General features: G+C 44.6%; 19 protein-coding genes, 1 pseudogene and 1 CRISPR repeat array. Of the genes and pseudogenes, 14 read left to right on the plus strand and 6 right to left on the minus strand.

Annotated elements, in window-relative coordinates:
* Positions 1–79: 79 nt before the first annotated feature.
* From B6A27_RS14600 to B6A27_RS14650, 11 genes are all read left to right on the plus strand, one after another.
* Complete coding sequence (locus B6A27_RS14600) at positions 80–1,588, plus strand: sugar ABC transporter ATP-binding protein (protein WP_080862454.1); 1,509 nt, start codon at positions 80–82, stop codon at positions 1,586–1,588.
* Between the two features lie 8 nt (positions 1,589–1,596).
* The gene (locus B6A27_RS14605) at positions 1,597–2,592 is read left to right on the plus strand and encodes an ABC transporter permease (RefSeq protein WP_080862455.1); all 996 of its coding nucleotides are present in this window, start codon (positions 1,597–1,599) and stop codon (positions 2,590–2,592) included.
* Positions 2,593–2,669: 77 nt separating this feature from the next.
* Positions 2,670–3,623, plus strand: a complete 954-nt coding sequence (locus B6A27_RS14610) for a sugar ABC transporter substrate-binding protein (protein ID WP_080862456.1) — start codon at positions 2,670–2,672, stop codon at positions 3,621–3,623.
* Positions 3,624–3,701: 78 nt separating this feature from the next.
* Positions 3,702–4,715: a LacI family DNA-binding transcriptional regulator gene (locus B6A27_RS14615; protein ID WP_080862457.1), complete on the plus strand. Its 1,014-nt coding sequence runs from the start codon at positions 3,702–3,704 to the stop codon at positions 4,713–4,715.
* 519 nt (positions 4,716–5,234) lie between these two features.
* On the plus strand, positions 5,235–6,257 hold the full coding sequence (iolG, locus tag B6A27_RS14620; protein WP_080862458.1) for an inositol 2-dehydrogenase: 1,023 nt from the start codon (positions 5,235–5,237) through the stop codon (positions 6,255–6,257).
* 39 nt (positions 6,258–6,296) lie between these two features.
* On the plus strand, positions 6,297–7,304 hold the full coding sequence (gene iolC / locus B6A27_RS14625; protein WP_080862459.1) for a 5-dehydro-2-deoxygluconokinase: 1,008 nt from the start codon (positions 6,297–6,299) through the stop codon (positions 7,302–7,304).
* A gap of 55 nt (positions 7,305–7,359) precedes the next feature.
* Positions 7,360–8,820 carry a CoA-acylating methylmalonate-semialdehyde dehydrogenase gene (locus tag B6A27_RS14630; RefSeq protein WP_080862460.1) on the plus strand — a complete coding sequence of 487 codons (1,461 nt, stop codon included), beginning with the start codon at positions 7,360–7,362 and terminating at the stop codon, positions 8,818–8,820.
* A 117-nt stretch (positions 8,821–8,937) separates the two neighbouring features.
* Positions 8,938–10,857 (plus strand): 3D-(3,5/4)-trihydroxycyclohexane-1,2-dione acylhydrolase (decyclizing), encoded by a 1,920-nt coding sequence (iolD, locus tag B6A27_RS14635; protein WP_080862461.1) that lies wholly within the window; start codon positions 8,938–8,940, stop codon positions 10,855–10,857.
* Between the two features lie 76 nt (positions 10,858–10,933).
* The gene (gene iolE, locus B6A27_RS14640; protein ID WP_080862462.1) at positions 10,934–11,830 is read left to right on the plus strand and encodes a myo-inosose-2 dehydratase; all 897 of its coding nucleotides are present in this window, start codon (positions 10,934–10,936) and stop codon (positions 11,828–11,830) included.
* 13 nt (positions 11,831–11,843) lie between these two features.
* Positions 11,844–12,680 carry a class II fructose-bisphosphate aldolase gene (locus tag B6A27_RS14645; protein WP_080862463.1) on the plus strand — a complete coding sequence of 279 codons (837 nt, stop codon included), beginning with the start codon at positions 11,844–11,846 and terminating at the stop codon, positions 12,678–12,680.
* A gap of 15 nt (positions 12,681–12,695) precedes the next feature.
* Positions 12,696–13,484, plus strand: a complete 789-nt coding sequence (locus B6A27_RS14650) for a 5-deoxy-glucuronate isomerase (RefSeq protein WP_080862464.1) — start codon at positions 12,696–12,698, stop codon at positions 13,482–13,484.
* A 126-nt stretch (positions 13,485–13,610) separates the two neighbouring features.
* Here the strand turns inward: B6A27_RS14650 and B6A27_RS14655 are convergent, their stop codons facing one another.
* Positions 13,611–14,636, minus strand: a complete 1,026-nt coding sequence (locus B6A27_RS14655; RefSeq protein ID WP_080862465.1) for a FecCD family ABC transporter permease — start codon at positions 14,634–14,636, stop codon at positions 13,611–13,613.
* Positions 14,636–15,676 (minus strand): FecCD family ABC transporter permease, encoded by a 1,041-nt coding sequence (locus B6A27_RS14660; RefSeq protein ID WP_080862493.1) that lies wholly within the window; start codon positions 15,674–15,676, stop codon positions 14,636–14,638. The genes B6A27_RS14655 and B6A27_RS14660 overlap by 1 nt, the downstream gene beginning before the upstream one ends.
* A gap of 638 nt (positions 15,677–16,314) precedes the next feature.
* Here B6A27_RS14660 and B6A27_RS14665 point away from each other — a divergent pair.
* Entirely contained in the window at positions 16,315–17,292 is a 978-nt protein-coding gene (locus B6A27_RS14665) for an iron-hydroxamate ABC transporter substrate-binding protein (protein ID WP_080862466.1), read from the plus strand.
* Positions 17,293–17,816: 524 nt separating this feature from the next.
* Positions 17,817–18,839: a CRISPR direct-repeat array (repeat unit 30 nt; unit sequence GTTTTTATCTTAACTATGAGGGATTGAAAC).
* 92 nt (positions 18,840–18,931) lie between these two features.
* Here B6A27_RS14665 and B6A27_RS14670 read toward each other — a convergent pair.
* A protein-coding gene (locus B6A27_RS14670) for an IS3 family transposase (RefSeq protein ID WP_458294273.1) occupies positions 18,932–20,063 on the minus strand; the annotation gives its coding sequence in 2 pieces (ribosomal slippage) (positions 18,932–19,793 and positions 19,792–20,063; 1,134 coding nt in all).
* A gap of 51 nt (positions 20,064–20,114) precedes the next feature.
* Here B6A27_RS14670 and B6A27_RS14675 point away from each other — a divergent pair.
* The gene (locus tag B6A27_RS14675) at positions 20,115–20,519 is read left to right on the plus strand and encodes an integrase core domain-containing protein (RefSeq protein WP_369824186.1); all 405 of its coding nucleotides are present in this window, start codon (positions 20,115–20,117) and stop codon (positions 20,517–20,519) included.
* Positions 20,520–20,536: 17 nt separating this feature from the next.
* On the opposite strand, the gene B6A27_RS19420 is transcribed toward B6A27_RS14675, so the two are convergent.
* The 3 genes and pseudogenes from B6A27_RS19420 to B6A27_RS19155 form a co-directional block, all read right to left on the minus strand.
* On the minus strand, positions 20,537–20,899 hold the full coding sequence (locus B6A27_RS19420) for an IS3 family transposase (RefSeq protein ID WP_080862468.1): 363 nt from the start codon (positions 20,897–20,899) through the stop codon (positions 20,537–20,539).
* Positions 20,899–21,336, minus strand: coding sequence for a transposase (locus tag B6A27_RS19425; protein WP_139788132.1), 438 nt, complete (start codon positions 21,334–21,336; stop codon positions 20,899–20,901). Before B6A27_RS19425 ends, B6A27_RS19420 begins: the two co-directional genes overlap by 1 nt.
* A 414-nt stretch (positions 21,337–21,750) precedes the next feature.
* Positions 21,751–22,200, minus strand: a pseudogene (locus B6A27_RS19155) (ExeA family protein); the annotation flags it as partial.
* An 89-nt stretch (positions 22,201–22,289) separates the two neighbouring features.
* On the opposite strand from B6A27_RS19155, the gene B6A27_RS14695 reads away from it, so the two are divergent.
* A partial coding sequence (locus tag B6A27_RS14695) for a DUF4260 domain-containing protein (RefSeq protein WP_066149111.1) occupies positions 22,290–22,633 on the plus strand: 344 nt, incomplete at its 3' end.

Consider the following 22,633-nt stretch of genomic DNA (forward strand, 5'->3'; position numbering starts at 1 on the left):
GTGGGAGACTTCTCGACTGAAGAATGTTAAAAAGTTAAAGTGCGGTGTGCTTAATAACCAATTAGAAAGGGGTCCTTAGATGATAGGGCATGCTGAAAATCTTTTGGAAATGAAAGGTATTAAAAAAAGCTTTAATCAAAACCATGTGCTTAAAGGAATTGATCTTGATATTAAAGCTGGTGAGGTTCATGTGTTGCTTGGTGAAAATGGAGCGGGGAAGTCGACACTTATCAAAATTTTAACAGGTGCTTATCAAAAGGATGCCGGTGAAATCTATTGGGAAGGGAGGGCTGTTCATCTCCAAACGCCAGCTGATGCTATGAGATTAGGGATTGCCACCATTTATCAAGAATTAAATGTAATTCCCCAGCTCAAAGTTTATGAAAATATTTTCTTGGGCAGGGAATTAAAGCGAGGTGGCAAGATGTCGATGCTTGACCATAAAACCATGCGCGAAGAGGCAAAGAGATGTTTAGAAATGCTTGGTCAAAGCCCAGATCTTGCTGATATGCAGCTTGGGAAGCTCGGCATAGGACAGCAGCAACTCGTCGAAATAACGAAAGCGCTTACCCTTGATGCGAAGTTGATTATTATGGATGAACCTACCTCCAGCCTGAGTGTACAGGAAGTCCATCAGCTCTATAAGTGTGTCGAGCAATTAAAAGAGAAGGGAATAGCCATTTTATTTATTTCTCATAAGCTTGAAGAGATTAAGAGATTAGGAGATCGGATTACGATTCTACGGGATGGGTTCAAAATTGAAACCTTGCCTGTTAAAACGACAGACACCGATGATTGGATTGAATTAATGGTTGGACGATCTTTGGATGAGAAGTTTCCAAAGCAAACCTTTACACTTGGCCGAGAAGGTTTTAGAGTAGAAAATTTAGAAGTTGCAGGCGCCTCAGAGCCGGTTAGCTTTCGTGTGAGATATGGGGAGATCGTTGGTATTTCCGGGCTGGTTGGCGCTGGGCGCACCGAGCTTGCTAGGGCTATATTTGGAGCCGATCCGCGCCGAAATGGAAAAATTTTTATTGATGGCAAGGAAGTAAAGATCAAGTCTCCGCGAGATGCCATTGATGCTGGAATTGCTTTCATCACCGAGGACCGAAAAGGCGAGGGGCTTTTGCTTGATCAAAAGCTAGATTTTAATATTACGATGGCCAATATGAAAAAATTTACGAAGAAATCACGGCTTATTAATTTAAATGAGATCCGGGAAGAAGCCAAGCGATTTATTCGAGAATTAAAGATTCGTCCTGATCATATCGAGCTTAAAGCTCGCAATTTGAGCGGTGGGAATCAGCAAAAAGTAGTGATCGCCAAGTGGTTATGCACAAAGGCAAAGGTGTTTATTTTTGACGAACCGACAAGAGGAATTGATGTCGGAGCGAAAGTAGAGGTTTATCGCTTGATGAATCAATTAGTTGAAAATGGCGCCATTGTCATTATGATCTCTTCAGAGCTTCCGGAAATTCTCGGGATGTGTGACAGAGTTCTTGTGATGAGAGAAGGAAGAATAACAGCGGATTTGCCAATTAAGGAAGCGACACAAGAACGAATTATGAAAGCGGCTACAGGAGGGTGAAAATCAATATGAGTCAAGTAGCAGTGCAAACGAAAAACGAGACAGTGGAAAAGAACCGTGCATTTAAAAGGATTATCAGCAAGTTCGGGCCTCTGATCGGTCTTATTCTATTAACAGCAGTCCTGACGATTCTGTCGCCTAAGTTTTTAACGATCAATAATGTCATGAATATCGCTCGGCAATCTTCGATCAACGCCTTGCTGGCAATCGGTATGCTTTTGCCGATTCTAACGGCAGGAATCGATTTGTCTGTCGGTTCATTGTTGGCGCTTTCAATTATGATGATGGGAATTGTGACGGTCAATATGGGAATGCATCCGCTTTTGGGAATTTTCGTATGTCTTGCAGTAGGCGCGGGATTCGGTTGGTTAAACGGGATTTTATTAACGAAGCTGCGTTTGCCGCATCCATTTATCTCCACTCTCGGCACGATGAACATCGCCCGCGGCATCGCTTTAATCGTTACAGGTGCGGCTCCGATTGCCGGTTTTCCTTACATGATTCAATTTTTGGGGCGTGAATTTATGGGGCCGATCCCGGTAAGTTTTTTGCTTGTCATTGTGGTGTATGTCTTCTTCCATATTTTCCTAACACGAACACAGACAGGGCGTTATATTTATGCGATTGGCGGCAATCCTGAAGCTGCGCGCTTATCGGGAATTAATGTCGACCGAGTGTTGATTATTGTTTATACGATCAGCGGTTTCATGGCGGGGCTTGCCGGTCTTGTTATGGTCGGCCGCGTGAATTCAGCTTTTCCTCTTGCTGGACTTTCTTATGAGCTTGATGCGATTGCGGCGGTCATTATTGGTGGTGCCAGCTTTCTGGGGGGAGTTGGTACTGTATGGGGAACATTAATCGGGGCACTGATTATCGCTGTTTTAAGGAATGGACTGAATCTCTTGAATGTTTCCGCTGATTTCCAAATGACGGTGATTGGAGCGGTCATTATTGCCGCTGTATTTGTTGATGTGCTTCGCCAGCGCAAAAGCCAAAAAGCTTAATTGTTTGCTAATTGGGATGCCGATAAAGGATCATGCTTTCACAAGATAACAAGTAAAGGGAAATGGGGGAATGTTGGATGAAAAAGAAAATTCGGTTATTCAGCGTAGCCGCTGCGTTCATGGGTATGGTTCTTTTAGCTGGATGCAATAGTGATCAAGAAGCGAGTGGGGGTGAAAATACAGAGCGAGTCGCTGTTGTTTTGAAAACGTTATCAAGCCCTTACTGGAAGTATGTTGAGGCTGGAGCGAAAGCGGCTGGCAAAGAGCTCGGGGTCGATGTGACCGTTGTTGGACCCAATTCAGAGTCTGAAGTGATGCAGCAAGTGAATATGATTGAGGATCAGTTAAGCCAATCGCCTGGTGCGCTTGTCGTTTCACCGACTCAGCCTGATACAGTCGTCCCGGTGTTAGAGGGAGCCAATATTCCCGTTCTTCTTATTGACACAGATGCCGATCTTAAAAATAAAACAAGCTTTATAGGTACGGAAAATTATGAGGCTGGATATGAAGGAGGAAAATTGCTTGCCTCCATGCTGCAAAAAGGGGACAAAGCCGCGATCGTTTCAGGTGCGCTTGGAAATACGGCGACAGATGAACGCGTGAAAGGAGCCAAAGCCGCTCTTAAAGAAGCAGGGATCGAGGTTGTTGCTGAACAGCCTGCCGATAGCGATAAAACAAAAGCGATGTCCGTTATGGAAAATATCCTGCAGAAAAATAATGATATCAAAGGTGTATTTGCAGCCAATGATGATATGGCGCTTGGCGTGTTGCGCGCTGTTGAGGCAAAAGGGTTAGATGTTAAAGTGATCGGTACTGACGGAACGCTAGAAGCGGTGGAGTCGATTTTAGCCGGAAAGCTTGCCGGTACGATTGCGCAAAGTCCATATGACATGGGCTACGAAGGAGTGAAAAACGCATTAGCCGCCATCAAAGGCAAAAAAGTTGAAAAACGCATGAAGAGCCCTGTTGAGGTGATTACAAAAGAAAATGCACAAGAAAAGCTAGAATTTCTTAAAAAGATAGTAGAGTAGTCCATACGAATGATTTAACCGGCGGTATTCCTTCATGGTAAAATGAAGAAAAAGGACTATCTAAGGAGTTTGAACTAAATGAAGCCGACGATTTATGATGTAGCGAAAAAAGCAGGTGTCTCGATAGCGACAGTATCGAAAGTCGTGAATAACACAGGAAATATTAGTGACCGAACGAGAAAAAAAGTCATGAAGGTCATGCAAGAGCTTGAATACCAGCCGAGCAGCTTAGCGGCGGCATTAACAGGCAAAAGGACATTTACTATTGGTGTCCTTGTCCCGGATATTGCCAACCCGTTCTTTGCCGAGGTGGCGAGAGCTTTAGAAAATTATGCTCGGGAAACGGGATATGCGATGATTTTATGCAGTACCGATTACCAAAGAAAACGAGAGCAGGATTATCTTGAACTGCTTATGAAAAAGCAAGTAGACGGCATTATTATTGCGACAGAGCCAAAAGATCTGAGCGCTTTTCGAAAGCTTCAGTCCAGACATATCCCGTTTTTAATGTTTTCGATCGACCATCTTGCTTTATCTTCGCATGTTGTCACGACGGACGATATTAGAGGAGGATACCTTGCCGGGCGTTATCTGCTGGATAAAGGACATCGCCGTTTGGCGATCATTGCCGAATTAAGCCGTCCGAGCGGACGGTTGAGATTGGAAGGCTTTAAACAAGCTCTTTCCGATCAGGGAATTGAATTAGAAAGCCCATTCATTGTTGATGCCATTTCTAAAGTTGAGGATGCCAAGCTGGCATCGCAAAAGCTGCTTCATTTACCAGAAAAGCCAACTGGTGTTTTTGCGACTACCGATTTAATCGCAGTGGTTTTTATGAACGAAGCTCGAAAGCTTCATGTGCAGGTTCCGGGAGATATTTCTGTTATTGGCTTTGATAATACGATACATGCCGAAATTGCTGATCCTGGTCTAACAACCATTGCACAGCCAATCGATGATCTGGCCCGCTATGCGGTCTATAAGCTGCTTGAGTCGATTGAAAAACCAGAAATGCCTGGACATCGGATTATGCTGGCCCCTGCTTTAGTAGAAAGGCAATCGGTAAAAGACCTAAAGGATCAATATTCGTGAACTCTTTTGCTTCTCAAATCGTGAATGTTAGAAGAGCAAGGAGCAACAATGAATAGGAAAGCTGCTTTTTGGTTCAGACCCATTTTGTAAAGCCAACTTGTGGAGTTCGTTTGGTGCGATAGACATGGTCTTCTTGTTCGATAGACAAACAGAAAAGCTCCCACCCAAACGAACTCTCTTATCGATGCTTTCTACAATGGATTAGGGATGAAGAACCAGCTTGAAAGGAAGAAGAGATATTCTTAGGAAGGACAGTCCAAGCAAGGCGGTTTCTGATGTTTTTTAGGCGAGTGCCTAAATGGTAGGCGCACAACCTTGCTTTCAGACTGCTTCATAGTTTCGCGCAGAAAGTAAAGCGCTTAACTAAAAAAGTGAAAAATCTAGAGATTTAATGTTAAAAAAATTTAAAATTAACTTGAGATTAGGCAAAAAAGTCGTATAATAATAGAAAGTAAAGCGCTTAACTTTATTTCGGGTTAGATGTCCGTATCTTTACTAAGAGAAAGGAAGATTCAGGCGATGGGATTGACGGTAGGAATCATTGGCGCAGGGAGAATCGGCAGATTGCACGTAGATCATTTGCGCTTCATTTCACAAGTTCGAGTCAAGAGTGTTTCAGATGTTGCAATTCATCATCTGGAATCGTGGGCGAAAGAGAGACAAATCGAGGTGCTAACAGCGGATTATCGCCAAATATTAATGGATCCAGACATTGATGCGGTGTTGATTTGCTCTCCAACGAATACACATGCCACGATGATTAAAGAAGCGTCTTTAGCAGGAAAGCATATTTTTTGTGAAAAACCGATCAGTTTTACATTAAGAGAAACAGAAGAGGCACTGGAAGCTGTTGAAAAAGCTCAAGTGAAGTTTCAAGTTGGGTTTAACCGCCGATTTGATCCGAATTTTCGGAAAGTCAGGGATCTTGTGCAAAATGGAACGATTGGCGTTCCGCACATTTTACGTATTACATCAAGGGATCCTAAGCCGCCCAGCATGGACTACATCAAGTCGTCAGGTGGGCTTTTTATGGATATGATGATTCATGATTTTGATATGGCGCGCTACATTATGGAAAGTGAAGTGGTGGAGGTGTCTGCTTACGGGGCTGTGCTGGTCGATCCGGCCATCGAAGAAGCGGGAGATATTGATACAGCTGTCGTCACTTTAAAATTTGCCAACGGCGCTCTTGGTGTGATTGATAACAGCCGCCAAGCTGTCTATGGATACGATCAGCGCCTTGAGATTTTTGGAAGTAAAGGATCGGCATTGGCTGATAACCATCGCCCTACGACCGTTGAAGTCTCTACTTCTGAGCATGTGTCCAAGGATAAACCGCTGTATTTTTTCCTTGAGCGCTATACCCAAGCCTATATGAATGAAGTATCAGAATTTGTAAGAGCAATTCTTGCCAACCAGCCTGTTATTTGCAGCGGCTTTGATGGCTTACAAGCCCAGCGGATTGCCGAAGCGGCAAAAAAATCGTTGGAAGCCGGTATCCCTGTGAAGCTGGAAGCGGTAAATTCCGCTGCCTCTGTCTAATCGTTTTTAGGGAATATGCGAAGAAAGGAGGAAAACGACATGAATCTACTAACCTTTCATCAAGATCGTCCACTTGATCTCATCGCGGTCGGCCGGTTGTGCATTGACCTCAATGCGAATGAAATCAATCGCCCAATGGAAGAAACACGAACATTTACGAAATACGTTGGCGGTTCTCCTGCCAATATTGCGATTGGCTTTGCACGGCTAGGCCAAAAAACCGGATTTATCGGAAAAGTCGCGAACGATCAAATGGGACGCTACATTTTGGATTATTTGCAGAAAAACGGCATCGACACAAAAGGGATCGTAATCGACCGTACGGGGGCTGTAACGGGGTTAGCGTTTACCGAGATTAAGAGCCCGGAGGATTGCAGCATTCTAATGTATCGTGATAATGTCGCAGATTTGAAGCTTCGTCCATTGGATATTGATGAAGATTATATTAAACAATCAAAGGCGCTACTCATTTCCGGTACCGCCCTTGCGCAAAGTCCATCACGTGAAGCCGTGTTTCTTGCATTGGAATATGCCGTAAAGCATGGTGTGACGGTTTTCTTTGACCTTGATTATCGTCCATATACTTGGACGGATGAGGCAGAAACGGCGGTTTATTATAATTTGGCTGCTGAAAAATGTGATGTCGTGATCGGCACTCGCGAAGAGTTTAATATAATGGAAAAATTGTTGAATGGAAAAGAGGCCAATGATCATGATACAGCTTCTCGCTGGTTTTCGTTCCGCGCTAAAATGGTCGTCATTAAACATGGAGGAGCAGGCTCGATTGCCTATACTAAAGACGGAAAATCTTACCGCAGCGGTATTTTTCGCACCAATGTATTGAAAACATTTGGCGCTGGCGATTCCTATGCCTCTGCCTTTATCTATGGCTTAATGAATGGAAGGGACGTTGCCGAAGCGATGAAGCTGGGGAGCGCGTCGGCTTCGATTGTGATTTCGCGTCACAGCTGCTCTGATGCGATGCCCACTCTTCAAGAGCTTCAGCATCATATTGAGACGGCTATTTATGAGCCTGCTCTATCATAGGATTTTTGTTTTGAATATTCGGGAATTTTAAGGGATGAAAGGAAGATGGTATCGCATGAAAATAACTGTAAAAAGCTTAAAAAACTACATCGGCGGGGAATGGGTCGAATCTGTTTCCAATCGAACAGAGGTTGTATACAACCCAGCAACAGGTGAAGAGCTGGCGATTGTTCCACTTTCCACAAAAGAAGAAGTAGACAAGGCCGTTCAAGCAGCACACGAGGCGTTTCAAACATGGTCTCAAGTTCCCGTTCCAAAGCGTGCTCGTCTTCTTTTTAAATATCAGCAGCTTCTCGTGGAGCATTGGGAAGAGCTAGCGCGGCTTGTGACCATAGAAAACGGCAAAAATTACGATGAAGCCTATGGGGAGGTGCTTCGCGGGATTGAATGCGTGGAGTTTGCGGCAGGAATCCCAACTTTAATGATGGGCAAGCAGCTTCCTGATATCGCAACAGGGCTTGAATCTGGCATGTACCGTTATCCGCTTGGAGTAGTTGCCGGTATTACGCCGTTTAATTTTCCAATGATGGTTCCATGCTGGATGTTCCCGTTAGCGATTGCTTGCGGCAACACTTTTGTATTAAAGCCATCGGAACGCACGCCGCTTTTAGCGCAACGTCTTGCCGAGCTGTTTGAAGAAGCGGGTTTTCCTAAAGGGGTATTAAACATTGTGAATGGTGCGCACGATGTCGTCAATGGATTGTTAGAGCACAAGCTGGTGAAGGCGATTTCGTTTGTCGGCTCTCAGCCGGTGGCTGAATATGTGTACAAAACAGCGGCAGCCAACTTGAAACGCGTGCAAGCTCTTTCCGGGGCGAAAAACCATTCGATCGTATTAGCCGATGCCAATTTGGAACATGCGGCCAAACAGATCATCAGCGCCGCTTTCGGTTCTGCTGGCGAACGCTGCATGGCGACTTCGGTTGTCGTGGTGGAAGAGTCTATTGCTGATAAATTCATAGCAAAATTGAAGCTGGAAGCCGATGCGATCCAAATCGGAAATGGTCTTGACAAAGGAGTGTTTTTAGGTCCGGTGATTCGCCAAAGCCATAAAGAGCGAACCATTGGCTATATCGAAAAAGGAATTGAAGAAGGAGCCACACTGGTGCGTGATGGCCGCAAAGACGCCGCTGTAAACAAAGAAGGTTACTTTATTGGTCCGACGATTTTTGAAAACGTTACGCAAGAGATGAAAATTTGGCAAGATGAAATTTTTGCCCCTGTTCTATCCGTTGTACGTGTAAAAAATTTAACAGAAGCGATTGAGTATGCGAATGCATCACCGTTCGCCAATGGCGCTTGCATTTTCACGGATAGCGCAGCCGCGGTCCGTCAGTTTCGTGAAACTATTGATGCAGGAATGCTTGGCGTTAATATCGGGATTCCTGCGCCAATGGCCTTCTTTCCGTTTTCAGGCTATAAGGACTCTTTCTATGGAGATTTACATGCAAACGGTACGGATGGTGTTGAGTTCTACACGAGAAAGAAAATGGTGACAGCTCGTTATATGAAATAACGAAACTATTAAAGGAAGAGATGGGGTGGAAATTCGTCTGTGCCATCTCCTCTTTCTTTTCGTTGTTTGTGATCAGCGTGGGATGGATTTTATAGAAGAGAGAGGAGGATTAGAACAGTGGGAACCGTTCGTTTAACAACGGCACAAGCGCTTGTTAAATTTTTGAATAACCAATATATCGAATTTGATGGAAAGCAGCAACGATTTGTAAAAGGCATTTTTACGATTTTTGGCCACGGGAATGTGCTTGGGCTTGGCCAGGCTCTTGAAGAGAATCCTGGCGAATTGAAGGTATACCAGGGACGGAATGAACAAGGGATGGCCAACGCGGCGATCGCATTTGCCAAGCAAAAGCATCGGAAGCAAATGATGGCAGTCACTTCGTCTGTGGGACCCGGAGCAGCGAATATGGTTACTTCTGCTGCTACAGCAACAGCCAACCATATCCCAGTTCTGTTGCTTCCTGGCGATGTATTTGCCACCCGCCAACCGGATCCTGTTTTGCAGCAAATTGAACAAACGCATGATTTATCGATATCTACAAATGACGCGTTCCGCGCAGTAAGCAAGTATTGGGATCGTGTCTGCCGCCCAGAGCAGCTGATGTCTGCGATGCTGAACGCCATGCGCGTATTAACCGATCCTGCAGACACGGGTGCTGTCACGATTGCGCTTCCTCAAGATGTTCAAGGAGAAGCATGGGATTTTCCTGAAAGCTTTTTCGCCAAACGTGTGCATCGGGTGGAGCGCCGCCAGCCGTCGATGGAAAGCGTTCACGACGCGGTCAAGCTGATTCGTTCCAAGAAACGGCCTTTGCTCATATTAGGTGGCGGTGTTCGCTACTCAGAGGCCTCGGATGCTTTTGTAGCGTTTGCAGAAAAATTCCATATTCCATTTGCAGAAACACAAGCTGGAAAAAGCGGCGTGGAGAGTAGCCATCCGCTTAATCTTGGCGGCATAGGCGTGACAGGGAATTTAGCAGCCAACACCATTGCTAAGCAGGCGGATTTAATTATTGGAGTCGGTACCCGTTTTACGGACTTTACAACCGCTTCTAAACATTTATTTAGCCACGCAGACATCATCACGATCAATGTTTCTGAATTTCATGCCGCAAAATTAGATGCAGTGAAAGTCATTGCCGATGCCAAGGCTGGACTTGAGGCCATCAGCGCGGCACTAGGAAACTATGCTTCTGCCTATGAAAATGAAATCGTTGAAGCGAAACAAAAATGGGCGAATGAGTTAAACCGCCTTTATTCGGTTGCTTATCGCGAGAATTTTAAACCGGAAATTGCGGGGCATATCGATGAAAAACTGCCTGAATATAAAGAAGCATTTGGCTCCGCCTTAACGCAAACGAGCGTGATCGGAAGGATTAACGAACGGATTGATGATGATGCCATCATTGTAGGCGCTTCAGGCAGTTTGCCTGGTGACCTGCAGCGAATGTGGGTATCGAAAGCTCGCAACACGTATCATATGGAATACGGTTATTCTTGTATGGGTTATGAAATTGCAGGTGCATTTGGCGTTAAGCTCGCTGAACCGGATAAAGAAGTGTATGCAATGGTGGGCGATGGCAGCTTCCTCATGCTTCATTCCGAGCTTGTGACGAGTTTGCAAGAAGGAAAAAAAATAAACATTGTCTTATTTGATAATTCTGGGTTCGGTTGTATTAACAATCTCCAAATGGAAAATGGCATGGGCAGTTTTGCTACTGAATTTCGCAAACGCAATGCCGAAACAGGACAACTTGATGGCCCGATCATCACGATCGACTATGCAAAGGTCGCAGAAGGATACGGATTGAAAACTTACACCGTTCGCACAATGGAGGAGCTGGAAGAAGCGATAGCGGACGCGAAAAAGCAAACGGTCAGCACGCTCATCGATATTAAAGTGTTGCCGAAGACGATGACGCACGGATATGACTCTTGGTGGCATGTCGGTGTGCCCGAAGTATCGGGCAAAGAAGGCATCGAAGCGGCTTACCAAAAGAAAGAAGCCCATCTTCAATTAGCTCGTAAGTATTAAACAACATATGTTCAGATAGAACAATCGACATTGTGGTTATATCGTTTGAATGATTCGAGGAAAACAGGAGGAGAACATGTTTACCGAAAACAAAGTGAAGCTTGCTATTGCGCCGATCGGCTGGACGAATGACGATATGCCCGAGCTTGGCGGTGATATTCCATTCGAACAGTGCATTAGTGAGATGGCGCTTGCCGGTTTTATCGGTTGTGAGGTTGGCCATAAGTACCCGCGTGAGATAGAAGTATTAAAAAAAGCGCTGGATTTAAGGGGACTAAGGATCGCAAGCGCTTGGTTTAGCGCGTTTTTAACCTCTAAACCATTTCAGGAAACCGCAGAAGCGTTTAAAGCCCATCGTGATTTTTTATATGCGCTGGGCGCAAAGGTCATCGTTGTTTCAGAACAAGGGAACAGTATCCAAGGCCAAATGGAAGCGCCGCTATTTGAAAACAAACCGGTGTTTACAGAAGAAGAATGGAGTTGTTTAGTGGACGGTTTACATCGTCTTGGCGACTTGGCAGCGGAGAAAAATATGAAAATCGTCTATCACCATCACATGGGAACAGGTGTCCAAACAACGGAAGAGATAGACCGTCTAATGGAGGAAACAGATCCCCAAAAGGTTTCGCTTCTTTATGATACGGGGCATCTTGTGTTTTCTGGAGAAGATCCTTTACATGTTTTAAATAAGTATATCCATCGTATCCACCATGTTCACTTAAAGGATGTACGAATGGAGATAGTCCATAAAGTTCGCGAAGGGAAAATGAGTTTTTTGCAGGCGGTCAAAGCGGGAGTGTTTACGGTACCGGGAGATGGCGCGATCGACTTTCAGCCGGTGTTTGCGGCACTAGCTGCCGCCGGATATGAAGGATGGCTGGTGGTGGAGGCGGAGCAGGATCCATCTGTCGCCAACCCGTTGGAGTATGCGTTAAAAGCCCGGCAGTACATTCGAGAAACATGCGGTTTATAAAAGGAGAGGGATCATGACATTAGTCAGGATGAAAGAAATCTTAACTCATGCCGAAGAACATCATTACGGTGTTGGGGCTTTTAGTGTTGCCAATATGGAAATGGTCATTGGGGCCATTCGGGCAGCGGAAGAGCTTCGTTCTCCACTTATTTTGCAAATTGCCGAGGTGCGTCTGAAGCATTCTCCGTTGTCTATCATTGGTCCGATGATGGTAGCCGCGGCGAAAGCGGCCCAAATTCCGGTAGCGGTTCATTTTGATCATGGCTTAACGGAAGAGAAGATCCGCGAAGCACTGGAAATCGGTTTTACATCGATTATGTATGATGGCTCTCATGATGAACTCGAAAAAAATATCGCGGAGACAAAGAAAATGACGGCGCTTGCTCGAAGGTACGGGGCCACTGTAGAAGCGGAGCTCGGCCAAGTAGGCGGAAGTGAAGACGGTTCGGTTGATCTTGAAATATTGCTTACTTCTGTAGAAGAAGCGAAGTGTTTTGTTGCGGAAACCGGAATTGATGCACTTGCCATAGCGATTGGCAATGTGCATGGAATGTATAAAGGCGATCCGTGTTTACGCTTTGATCGTCTAGAGGAAATTGATCAAGCGGTCGAGATTCCGCTTGTGCTTCATGGAGGTTCGGGAATTTCTGAGGATGATTTTCGCAAAAGTATTAATCTTGGAATCCGAAAGATTAATGTGGCAACGGCAACCTTTCATAACGTTGTAAATGCTGTAAACACTGGTCGCCCTTTTAGCGATTATTTTTCTTATCATGAACGTGTGATTGAAGCAGCAGCTGAAAGTGTGAAGCGCCATATGCGAATGTTTCAAAGTGTTGGACGTGTATAGGAGGTCTGTTGGGCTATGTATGAAAAACTTGGCGAGTTAAAAGAAGGATATACCATGATTACGGATATGAAAAGCAAGCATCCTGATATGCTACAGGATATCGGGATTTATGTGCTATCTGCTGGCAAAGTGGAGAGGCTTTTTGATGAGGAAAAAGAAGCGGCCATTCTTCTTTTGGAAGGGGATGTCCGTTTGGAATGGAATGGCTTTTCTCGCGAGGTCAAGCGCGACAGCGTATTTACTGAATCTCCTTGGTGCCTTCACGTTCCTAAGGGGATAGAGGTCAAGGTGACAGCGCGGACGAAGAGCGAAGTGCTTGTGCAAAAGACGGATAATCCCAATAGCTTTGAACCAAAGTTACATACCCCAGATGACTGCGAAAGTATAGTGGCGGGGGAGGGAGTATGGAACGGAACGGCCGAGCGTGTGATCCGCACCATTTTTGATTACAATCATGCCCCTTATTCTAATTTGGTCATCGGTGAAGTGATTTCGTATCCAGGCCGCTGGTCAAGCTATCCGCCCCATCATCATGATCAGCCGGAGGTGTATTACTATCGCTTCGACCAGCCGGCAGGCTTTGGGTGTGCGATGGTCGGTCCCCACGCCTATCGTGTCGAGCATAACAGCTATATAACGATTCCTGGAGGCATGGATCACCCGCAGGCAACCGCGCCAGGCTATGCCATGTATTTCTGCTGGATGATTCGCCACCTAGACCATCATCCTTGGACAGATCGGATCATAGAGGAAGAGCATAAATGGCTTCTTGATCCCCATGCCAAAATTTGGCCGAACAAATGATCAAACATAAAACAAATAAGCCTGCGAAGGTTTTGAACCGTTCGCAGGCTTTTTATATTTACGATGCTTTGAACATCATAGAACCGCTTTTACTGAAGCAGCATCTAAACGTTCTTACCGCAACTTTTAAACAGTTTTCAATAGTAAGTATATAAAATAAGGAACACTTAAAATAGAAACCACTAATCCGACCGGCAGTTCCACAGGTGCCATAATGACTCTGCCTAACGTATCGGCTGATAGCAGCAATAATGCCCCGATGATAGCGGTAAGCGGAAGCAGCTTGGCATTTCGCGAGCCGATGAGAAGCCTAGAAATATGCGGGGCGATTAAGCCTAAAAAAGTAATGCCGCCGCCGACCGCCACGCAAGCCCCGGCTAATGCAACAGAGACGATCAGAAGCTTTCTTTTTTCTCTCTCAATAGGAACGCCTACGCCGGTAGCTATTTCGTCCCCCATCGATAATGCATCGAGAAATCGAGCTTTATAGACCGCATAAGGAATCAATAGGATCAGCCAAGGAAGCAACGCAAGTACAAATGTCCAGTTCGTTCCCCAAATCGTGCCTGACAGCCAAATAATCGCCTTCATAAAATTGATCGGTTCCATTTTCATTTGAAAAATAATGAGTCCTGCTCCAAACGCTGCGTTGATGCCGATGCCAACCAACAATAAGCGAACGGGAGTGACTTTGCCATTTTTCCACGAAAGCATGTAAATGAGTATAGCCGCTCCGAACGCCCCAATTAATGCGGTAAGCGGCATGATAAATACCGATAACGCCCCTTTAAAAAATGCCGTCTGTTGGAAGAAAAACATGTAAAGAACGGTCGTAAACCCGGCACCGGAATTGATACCAATAATTCCAGGATCGGCAAGAGGATTTCGCGAGACTCCCTGCAAAATGGCTCCTGATACAGCAATGCCCGCTCCAACTAAAAGCGCTAGAATGATTCTGGGCAGCCGAAATTGAAAAATGGTCAGTTCATTTTGTTCCGTGCCTTGCCCCATCAGTGTTGCCAATACGGCATCGAAAGGAATTTTAATAAATCCTGCGTTAATGCTAAGAATCAGCATCATAATGGTTAACATACTCATAATGGATAATAAGAGCTTAAATTTCTTTTGATTTTTGGATAAAAGATGATCCATTATAGCTCTCTCCCTTCTTTACGCGCTAAGTAAAGGAAGAAAGGAACACCAACCAATGCAGTGATCGCACCTACAGGCGTTTCGAAAGGCGGATTGATCATGCGTCCGACAATATCGGCAACAATTAATAAAATGCCGCCGAGAATCGCAGAGCACGGGATGATCCAGCGATAGTCTGCACCGGTTAAGAAGCGGGTGATGTGCGGAATCACAAGACCCACAAATCCAATCATTCCAGCGATGGATACCGCTGCCCCTGTTAAAAGTAAAACGACGATGGTCCCTAAAAGCTTTATCATCCGTGTATTTTGCCCTAAACCTTTCGAAATTTCTTCTCCCAAACTAAGAATTGTGATCGAACGGGACAAGATAACAGCTAAAATGAGCCCTCCCAATACAAAAGGAGTTAAATAATGCAGGTGCTGCATTTGCACGCCGGCCACACCCCCAGCGTACCAATAGCTAAGATCCTTTGAAACATTATATTTGATTCCAATCGCTGTAGATAGCGAACTAAGCAGGCCTGTTATGGCTGAACCGGCTAACGCAAGTTTTACCGGTGTCATTCCTCCCTTAGACAGAGAAGCAATTCCGAATACCAGTCCCGCTCCCACACCGGCTCCAACGAATGAAAAAAAGATTAGCCCGTAATAGGAAATGCCGGGAAGGAAAGCGATCGCAATCGCTACTAAAAAGGCGGAACCCGCTGATACTCCCATGATGGAAGGGGAGGCGAGAGGGTTTCGCGTCATTCCCTGCATAATCGCCCCAGAGGTGGCGAGAGCTGCACCAACTAAAACGGCAGCGATCGCCCTTGGAAGTCTTAACTCCCTAATAATCACGTGAGAAGAATGGTCACTATTAAAATGAAATAACGCCTTCCATATGGTAGAATAGCGGAGATCTGCCGCTCCAACATGGATAGAAGCGATGATGAAAAAAAGCAATAGAAGGGAACCGAACAGCAAAATCGCGATGCCCGACAGATGATGGTTATGCAAAGCTTTTGTAGTTGACTGTGCCGAGTTTTTTATCGTCATATCCAACAACTTCCTTTTCCTATAAAAATACGAATTCTTTTTTTGATAGCTAGAAATCATTTTTGACCATCCAACTGGTTCTGCTACGATCCTTATTTTTTCGTCCCGCATTCGCACATCACGAGAAGGTTCAGCCAGAGCTGCTTTCAGGCTTATGGCGGCTTGATTCGGCCAACCGACTGCCGAAAAATCGACCAACCCCATCAATATGAACATGAGTCCCATTATCATTTTAGTGGGATATATATAACCATCATGGGACAACCTTTTATGTCGCTCATTCATACCAAATTCATTGGACAGCAAGCGCCCTTCGGCGACGACAATGAACGGAACGCTTAGAAAACGCCCAGCTTTGATTCGAAACATCGTTTGCTTTTCCAAAGGATGGTGTTGTTCCTTCGATGTCTTCAGACAATCAATGTTGTCTATCTACAATTTTTAAATGTTTAAAAGAATGCTGGGGGTTGGAACATTTGGTCACACTATTATTCTTACTTTAAAGGCGAAGCTGATGCAAGGGCTATTTTCATGCTAATTTTTTTCGGGCAATTGACAATCTATCTATTATATGATTCAATTGATGTTGATAATCAATATCAATAAGAGAATTCTATCATATTTTAAGGGGGATTTAAATGGTTCGTGCATTAAGAAAATGGAAACTCCCACAGCTGGTTGGGATGGCATTGTTGATCTTATCCCTTGCAGCTTGCGGAGCGGCCAAAGAAGACACAGCAGGGAAATCTGCAGACAATGCGAAAGAAGAGACACCGAAAGAGCGCATTTTAACGGATGCAATGGGCCATGAAGTGAAGATTCCAGCCAATCCTAAGCGTGTGCTTGCTTCATATCTTGAAGACCCGCTACTCGCTTTGGGAATCAAGCCTGTTGCCCAGTGGAGTGTCAATAACGGCGCAAGCGTTCAAGGATACTTGCAAGACCAATTAAAAGATGTTCCAACGATTCCATATGATTTGCCATTTGAAGCCGTCCAAAAATTTTCGCCGGATTTAATTATCATAGACTCTGCGAGCATGGTGGAAGGCGGAAAGTACGAGCAATATAACCAAATCGCCCCAACGTATGTCATTGGTAAAGAAGAAAATAATGATTGGCGTGAGGAATTGCTACGTGTGGGAGAGATTTTTGGCAAAAAAGAGAAAGCGGAAAAACTTCTAGATGATTATGAAGCGAAGGTCAAAGAAGCAAAAGAGAAAATCGCTGATGCTGGCAATCCTTCTGTAGCCGCTATTTGGCTAGTCAATGGAAGCTTTTTTGTCGTAAGTGAAAAACTATCAAGCGGTGCCGTTATGTATGAAGATTTAGGATTAAAAGTTCCAAAAGTAGTAAAAGAAATTTCAGAAAGTGGAACAGCAAACTGGAATCCAATTTCGTTAGAAAAATTAGCGGAGCTAGATGCTGATTACATATTTCTTGTTAATAGCGACAAAGCGAATGGCTCGCCTATCCTAAATAACAAGCTATGGAAGAGTATACCTGCTGTAAAAGCCGGAAAGGTATATGAGTTTTCTCCAGATGAAAGCTGGCTCTATACAGGCATTATCGCGAATGAGCAAATTATTGATCATATTTTGAAATCAATAGCGCAATAATAGAGAAGAATATGAAGGAAGTAGACAAAGAGTCATAGGATTTGATCTTTTGTCTACACGCGAAAGACAGAAGCGAAATAAGGCTTCTGTCTTTTGTTTGATTATAGGCAAGTTGATTTTCTGCCCTCCTCCATTATTGTTCCGTTTTTTCTGTCCGTTGAACGCCTTTGTTTGCCTCCATTTATCCGAAAAGCTTCTATTGGCCATAGGGAAAGCATACAAATGAATCGGGTAGCAAAAGAATCTACCGCTATCGTGCTTTTAAAACAGTCTACGACTTTGATATTTCAGAAAGATCGAATGGAAAACGTCGCTGCGAGACAATCGATTTCTTGCTAAATCTATTGAAAAAGAGTTGTCGTCGACCTCCAATAGCGCACAAACCCCGGGGGATCGACGACACATGGCCAATCGCCAAAAATCCCACAGCCATATGGAAAAGAAACGATTGATTGAATTTTAAGATAAGTTTATAATGACATTGTATCCATTTTCCAAACGTTGATTTTATCATCACTTTTTGGGTTTTTATCTTAACTATGAGGGATTGAAACAATAGATCAGATGTTGAAACAGTTGTGAATGCAGCGTTTTTATCTTAACTATGAGGGATTGAAACCTTCTCCTGTTTGTTCATCCATCAATTTTTCACCTGTTTTTATCTTAACTATGAGGGATTGAAACACCAGCTACTATTGTAACTGGTTTTTCTTTTTCATGTTTTTATCTTAACTATGAGGGATTGAAACCTTCATATGGCTTCATAATAAACTCCGTACCTTCTTCGTTTTTATCTTAACTATGAGGGATTGAAACGCCAATATTCCGAATGGCATCGCTTTTGCGAAGCAGCGTTTTTATCTTAACTATGAGGGATTGAAACATGCCAAACTACTAGATAGAGCCGAAGGGATGGCCGGTTTTTATCTTAACTATGAGGGATTGAAACAGGTTAAGTACATGAAAGAAGAAAAGTTCGTGCCGGAGTTTTTATCTTAACTATGAGGGATTGAAACGCCCTTGACCAAGCTAAATTCCAATTCGCTCAAAATGTTTTTATCTTAACTATGAGGGATTGAAACCCTTTTTCATCACACATTTCAAAGTATTCATCAATGTTTTTATCTTAACTATGAGGGATTGAAACTTTCCTTCACAAGTTGTCCGTTTTGTTTTTGTGAGCTAGTTTTTATCTTAACTATGAGGGATTGAAACGCTGAATACGAGAAAAAAAGACAGAAAGGTTGGAATGTTTTTATCTTAACTATGAGGGATTGAAACTTCGCATGATATCTAACGGTCAAAACGGTGTCTTTTGTTTTTATCTTAACTATGAGGGATTGAAACATTCCTCAATAAACCTCTGCTTCTGCAATATCACCTGTTTTTATCTTAACTATGAGGGATTGAAACTGACTAGTTACCTGCTCAACCGCACCCCACGTAACACTGTTTTTATCTTAACTATGAGGGATTGAAACTTGTTGAAAAGAGGGAACAAACTAAAATCCGTATATGTTTTTATCTTAACTATGAGGGATTGAAACTCCGATAGTTTGTAATGCCCCCCATTGTCAAGACACAATTTCGGAAAAAATAAGTTAAGTCCTCCTTCAATTGTAATGGGGAGCGGATGCCGTTAAGCAGTCCGCGCATACACATCTGCCGGCTTGGCGTAACCCAACGCCTGATGGGGGCGTTCGGTATGGTAAAAGCGTAGATAAGCTGTAATCGCCTTGCGAAGCGCCCGAGGGTTCTCATACTCATTCAGATAGATTTCCTCATATTTGAGCGAACGAAAGAAGCGTTCCGTACGGCTGTTATCCCGTGCCCGGCCTTTGCCGTCCATCGATACGTTTACGTTGTGCTTGATCAACAAGTCCAAGTAATCCTGATTCGTAAAATGACTGCCCTGATCGCTGTTCATAATCTCGGGCTGACAGCGCCCCAGTGCCCGTTTCAGGCACGTCAGCACGAACGCCTTCTCCAACGTGCTGGAAAGCTCGTAATCGATGATTTTGCGGCTGTACCAGTCAATGATCACAAACAGATACATGAAGCCTTTACCCATCCGTAGATACGTAATATCAATGCCCCAGACCTGGTTCGGACGATCAATCTTCAACCCGCGCAGCAGGTAGGGACGGATATACTGGGCATGGTACCGTTTGCTCAGGTTCGGGCTCGGGTAGATCACTTCGATTCCCATCACGCGCATAAGCCGCTGAACGCGCTTGCGATTGACGCGCCATCCCTGTTCCTGCAATTTGCTGCTCATCCGCCTGTAGCCAAAAAACGGATGTTTGGTATACAACTTGTCAATCTCATGCATCAGCTGTACATTCTCCGGCGTTTCTTGCCTCGGCTCCCGCTGCCGATACACATTCGTGCGATGGATACTCAAGAGCTCCGCCTGACGCTTGATGCTGATTTTTGGATGATCTCGTTCCACCATCGCTTCCCGATCTCTTGTCGATACCTTAGAGGCCAGATTTTTTTTTGAGCCAACTGACCTCTAGCGTCAGTTGACCAACCAGTTTTTCTAATTGTTCTTGCTTCTCCTCGTAGTTTCTTTTCATTTTCTCGGCTTCTTTGGTTTCACGGCCGAACACCATGGAGGCACGCTCCACAAACTCCGCCTTCCACCGGCTTAGCATCACCGGACTAATTTCGTACTTCCCAGCAATCTCATTCACTGTCTGCTCTTCTCTCAGCACTTCCATGACAACCTTCGTCTTAAATTCTGCGGTGTATCGATTCCGTTTTTCCATAGCTTCAGTATAACTTATTTATCTCCTCCTTGTGTCGCACTCTATGGGTTCATTGTAATCGACTGGTACAGCCGCAAAATCATCGATGACGGGCTTTCCAGCACGTTGGAGAAGGCCTTTGTCCTGACGTGTCTGAAACGGGCGCTGGAGCGCTGTCAGCCTGAGATCATCAACAGCGATCAGGGCAGCCATTTTACGAATCCTGACTACTTGGATCTGCTTTCGGAGCATCACGTGAATGTGTCGATGGATGGCAAAGGTCGCGCACGGGACAACAGCCGCACGGAACGCTTCTTTCGCTCGCTCAAATACGAGTGGATCTATCGGAATAAATACGAGAATCCACGGGCGCTTCGTAGACCCATCACAGCCTATCTAGGATTTTATCACACTGAACGCCCACATCAGGCGTTGGGGGATGCTACGCCAGAAGAAGTCCATGCGCGGGTCGCTTAAATCGCGCCTGCGCCCCATTACAATTGAAGGAGGACATCACTTATTTTTCTCGAAATTGTGTCTTGACAATGGGGAGCATTACAGATAATCACAAAGAGATACATAAACCCCTTGCCCATCCGTAGATACGTGATATCGACTCCCCACACCTGATTCAGGCGATTGATGTTGAGGCCGCGCAGCAGGTAGGACCGTATATACTGGACATGGTACCGCTTGCTTAGATTCGGCCCCGGGTAGATCGCTTCGATCCCCATCACACGCATCAGCCGCCGGACCCGTTTGCGGTTCACGTCCCATCCCTGTTCTTGCCGGTTACTTGTCATCCGTCGATAACCGAAATACGGATGCTTCGTGTACAATTTGTCAATCTCATGCATCAACTGCACATTCTCCAGCGCTTCCCGCCGCGGCTCTCGCTGCCGGTACACGTTCGTACGGTGAATCCCCAAAAGCTCCGTCTAGCGTTTGATGCTGATCTCCCGGTGATCCCTCTCCACCATCGCTTGCCGCTCTCTTGCGGACGTCTTAGAGGCCAGATTTTTTTGAGCCAATTGACTTCCAGCGTCAGTTGGCCGACCCACTTCTCCAATTGTTCCTGCTTCTCCTCATAGCTCCTTTTCATCTTTTCTGCTGCCTTGCTTTCCCGTCCGAACACCATGGAGGCTCGCTCCAAAAATTCCCCTTTCCACCGTCTCAATATCACCGGACTGATTTCATACTTCCTGACCATTTCATTTACCGTCTGCTCTTCCCTCAGCACTTCCAGTACGACCTTTGTCTTACATTCTGCTGTATATCGATTCCGTTTCTCCATGTCCTCAGTATAACTTATTTATCGCCTCCTTGTGTCTCAGCTTATGGTTTCATTGTAAAGCATCGTTCTTTCCCTCCGTTTCTACTCTGTACTACCCTCATAATAAAATAGCTTGTCGACTTTGTCGACAAGCTGAAGCCCTGCCATTAAAGCAGGGCTTATCTATACATGTAATGTAGTTCCATAACAATTAAATCGTCTAAATTCTTTGCTACTTTTCCATTGATAACCCCCAAATGTTTCCACACACTATAAAGGAAAGGATATTTTTTCTGATTGGGTGTAAATTAGCACATTATTTCAGAATCCCTTTTTCAAATTATTTCCGAACGTTAGCACATTATTTCGGATGATCAACTAGAATGAGAATGGATAGAGATGGAACACAGCAGGGGCCGATCAGCCCCTGCTGTGTCAGTACCCTATTTCTTCGGCTGCCATATGCACGATGTCTTCGTCAATCATATGTTTTTTTAATTGAGCGCCGTATAACAGGCAAGTGGTGGCGAGGTGGTTGATGATCCGCGGCCACCCCTGCGACTGCAGGGCGATCGCCTCCAAGGCAGCCTGGGTAAAAATCGGGTGTTTCGCTCCCGCCTGTTTCAGGCGGTGTTCGATATATCCCACCACTTCTTCCTTATCAAGAGGCCCCATCTGGTATCGCATGATGATTCGTTGGTGAAGCGGACGGTGTTGATTCAACCGTAGTTTTGCCTGTAAATGGAGCAGCCCCGCTAAAATCAAGACAAACAGATTCGTTGAGTCCATGTGAAAGTTGAACAGGATCGTGATATCCTGCAGAAAGGCAGCCTTCGCTAAATGCATTTCATCGAGGATGAACACTGACGTTGCCCGCTGTTCATATTTCCTATAAAACAATTTTAAAGGTTCTGGTTTACATGCTCATGATTGTTATCAAAATGGCTAGATTACAGTTATTAAGGGAGAATAGTATGAATAAAATTCTTTTACACTTAGAAGGGGCAGCTATCCTATTGTTGAGTCTTTATTTTTACTCTTATAATCAATTTAGTTGGCTTTTATTTTTCGTTTTGTTATTCGCTCCAGATATATCAATGATTGGTTACTTATTCAATAATAAGGTTGGTGCCGTGCTTTATAATTTATTTCATACATATAGTTTACCAATTGGAGCTGTTATCTTAGGAGTATTGTTATCAAATGAAGTGGTTTTAGAGGTAGGTTTAATATGGTCTGCTCATATCGGAATGGATAGGATGATTGGTTATGGATTAAAATATCCAACACATTTTAAAGACACGCACTTAAATCGTGT

Source organism: Anoxybacillus sp. UARK-01, assembly GCF_002075365.1.
Lineage (GTDB): Bacteria > Bacillota > Bacilli > Bacillales > Anoxybacillaceae > Anoxybacteroides > Anoxybacteroides rupiense.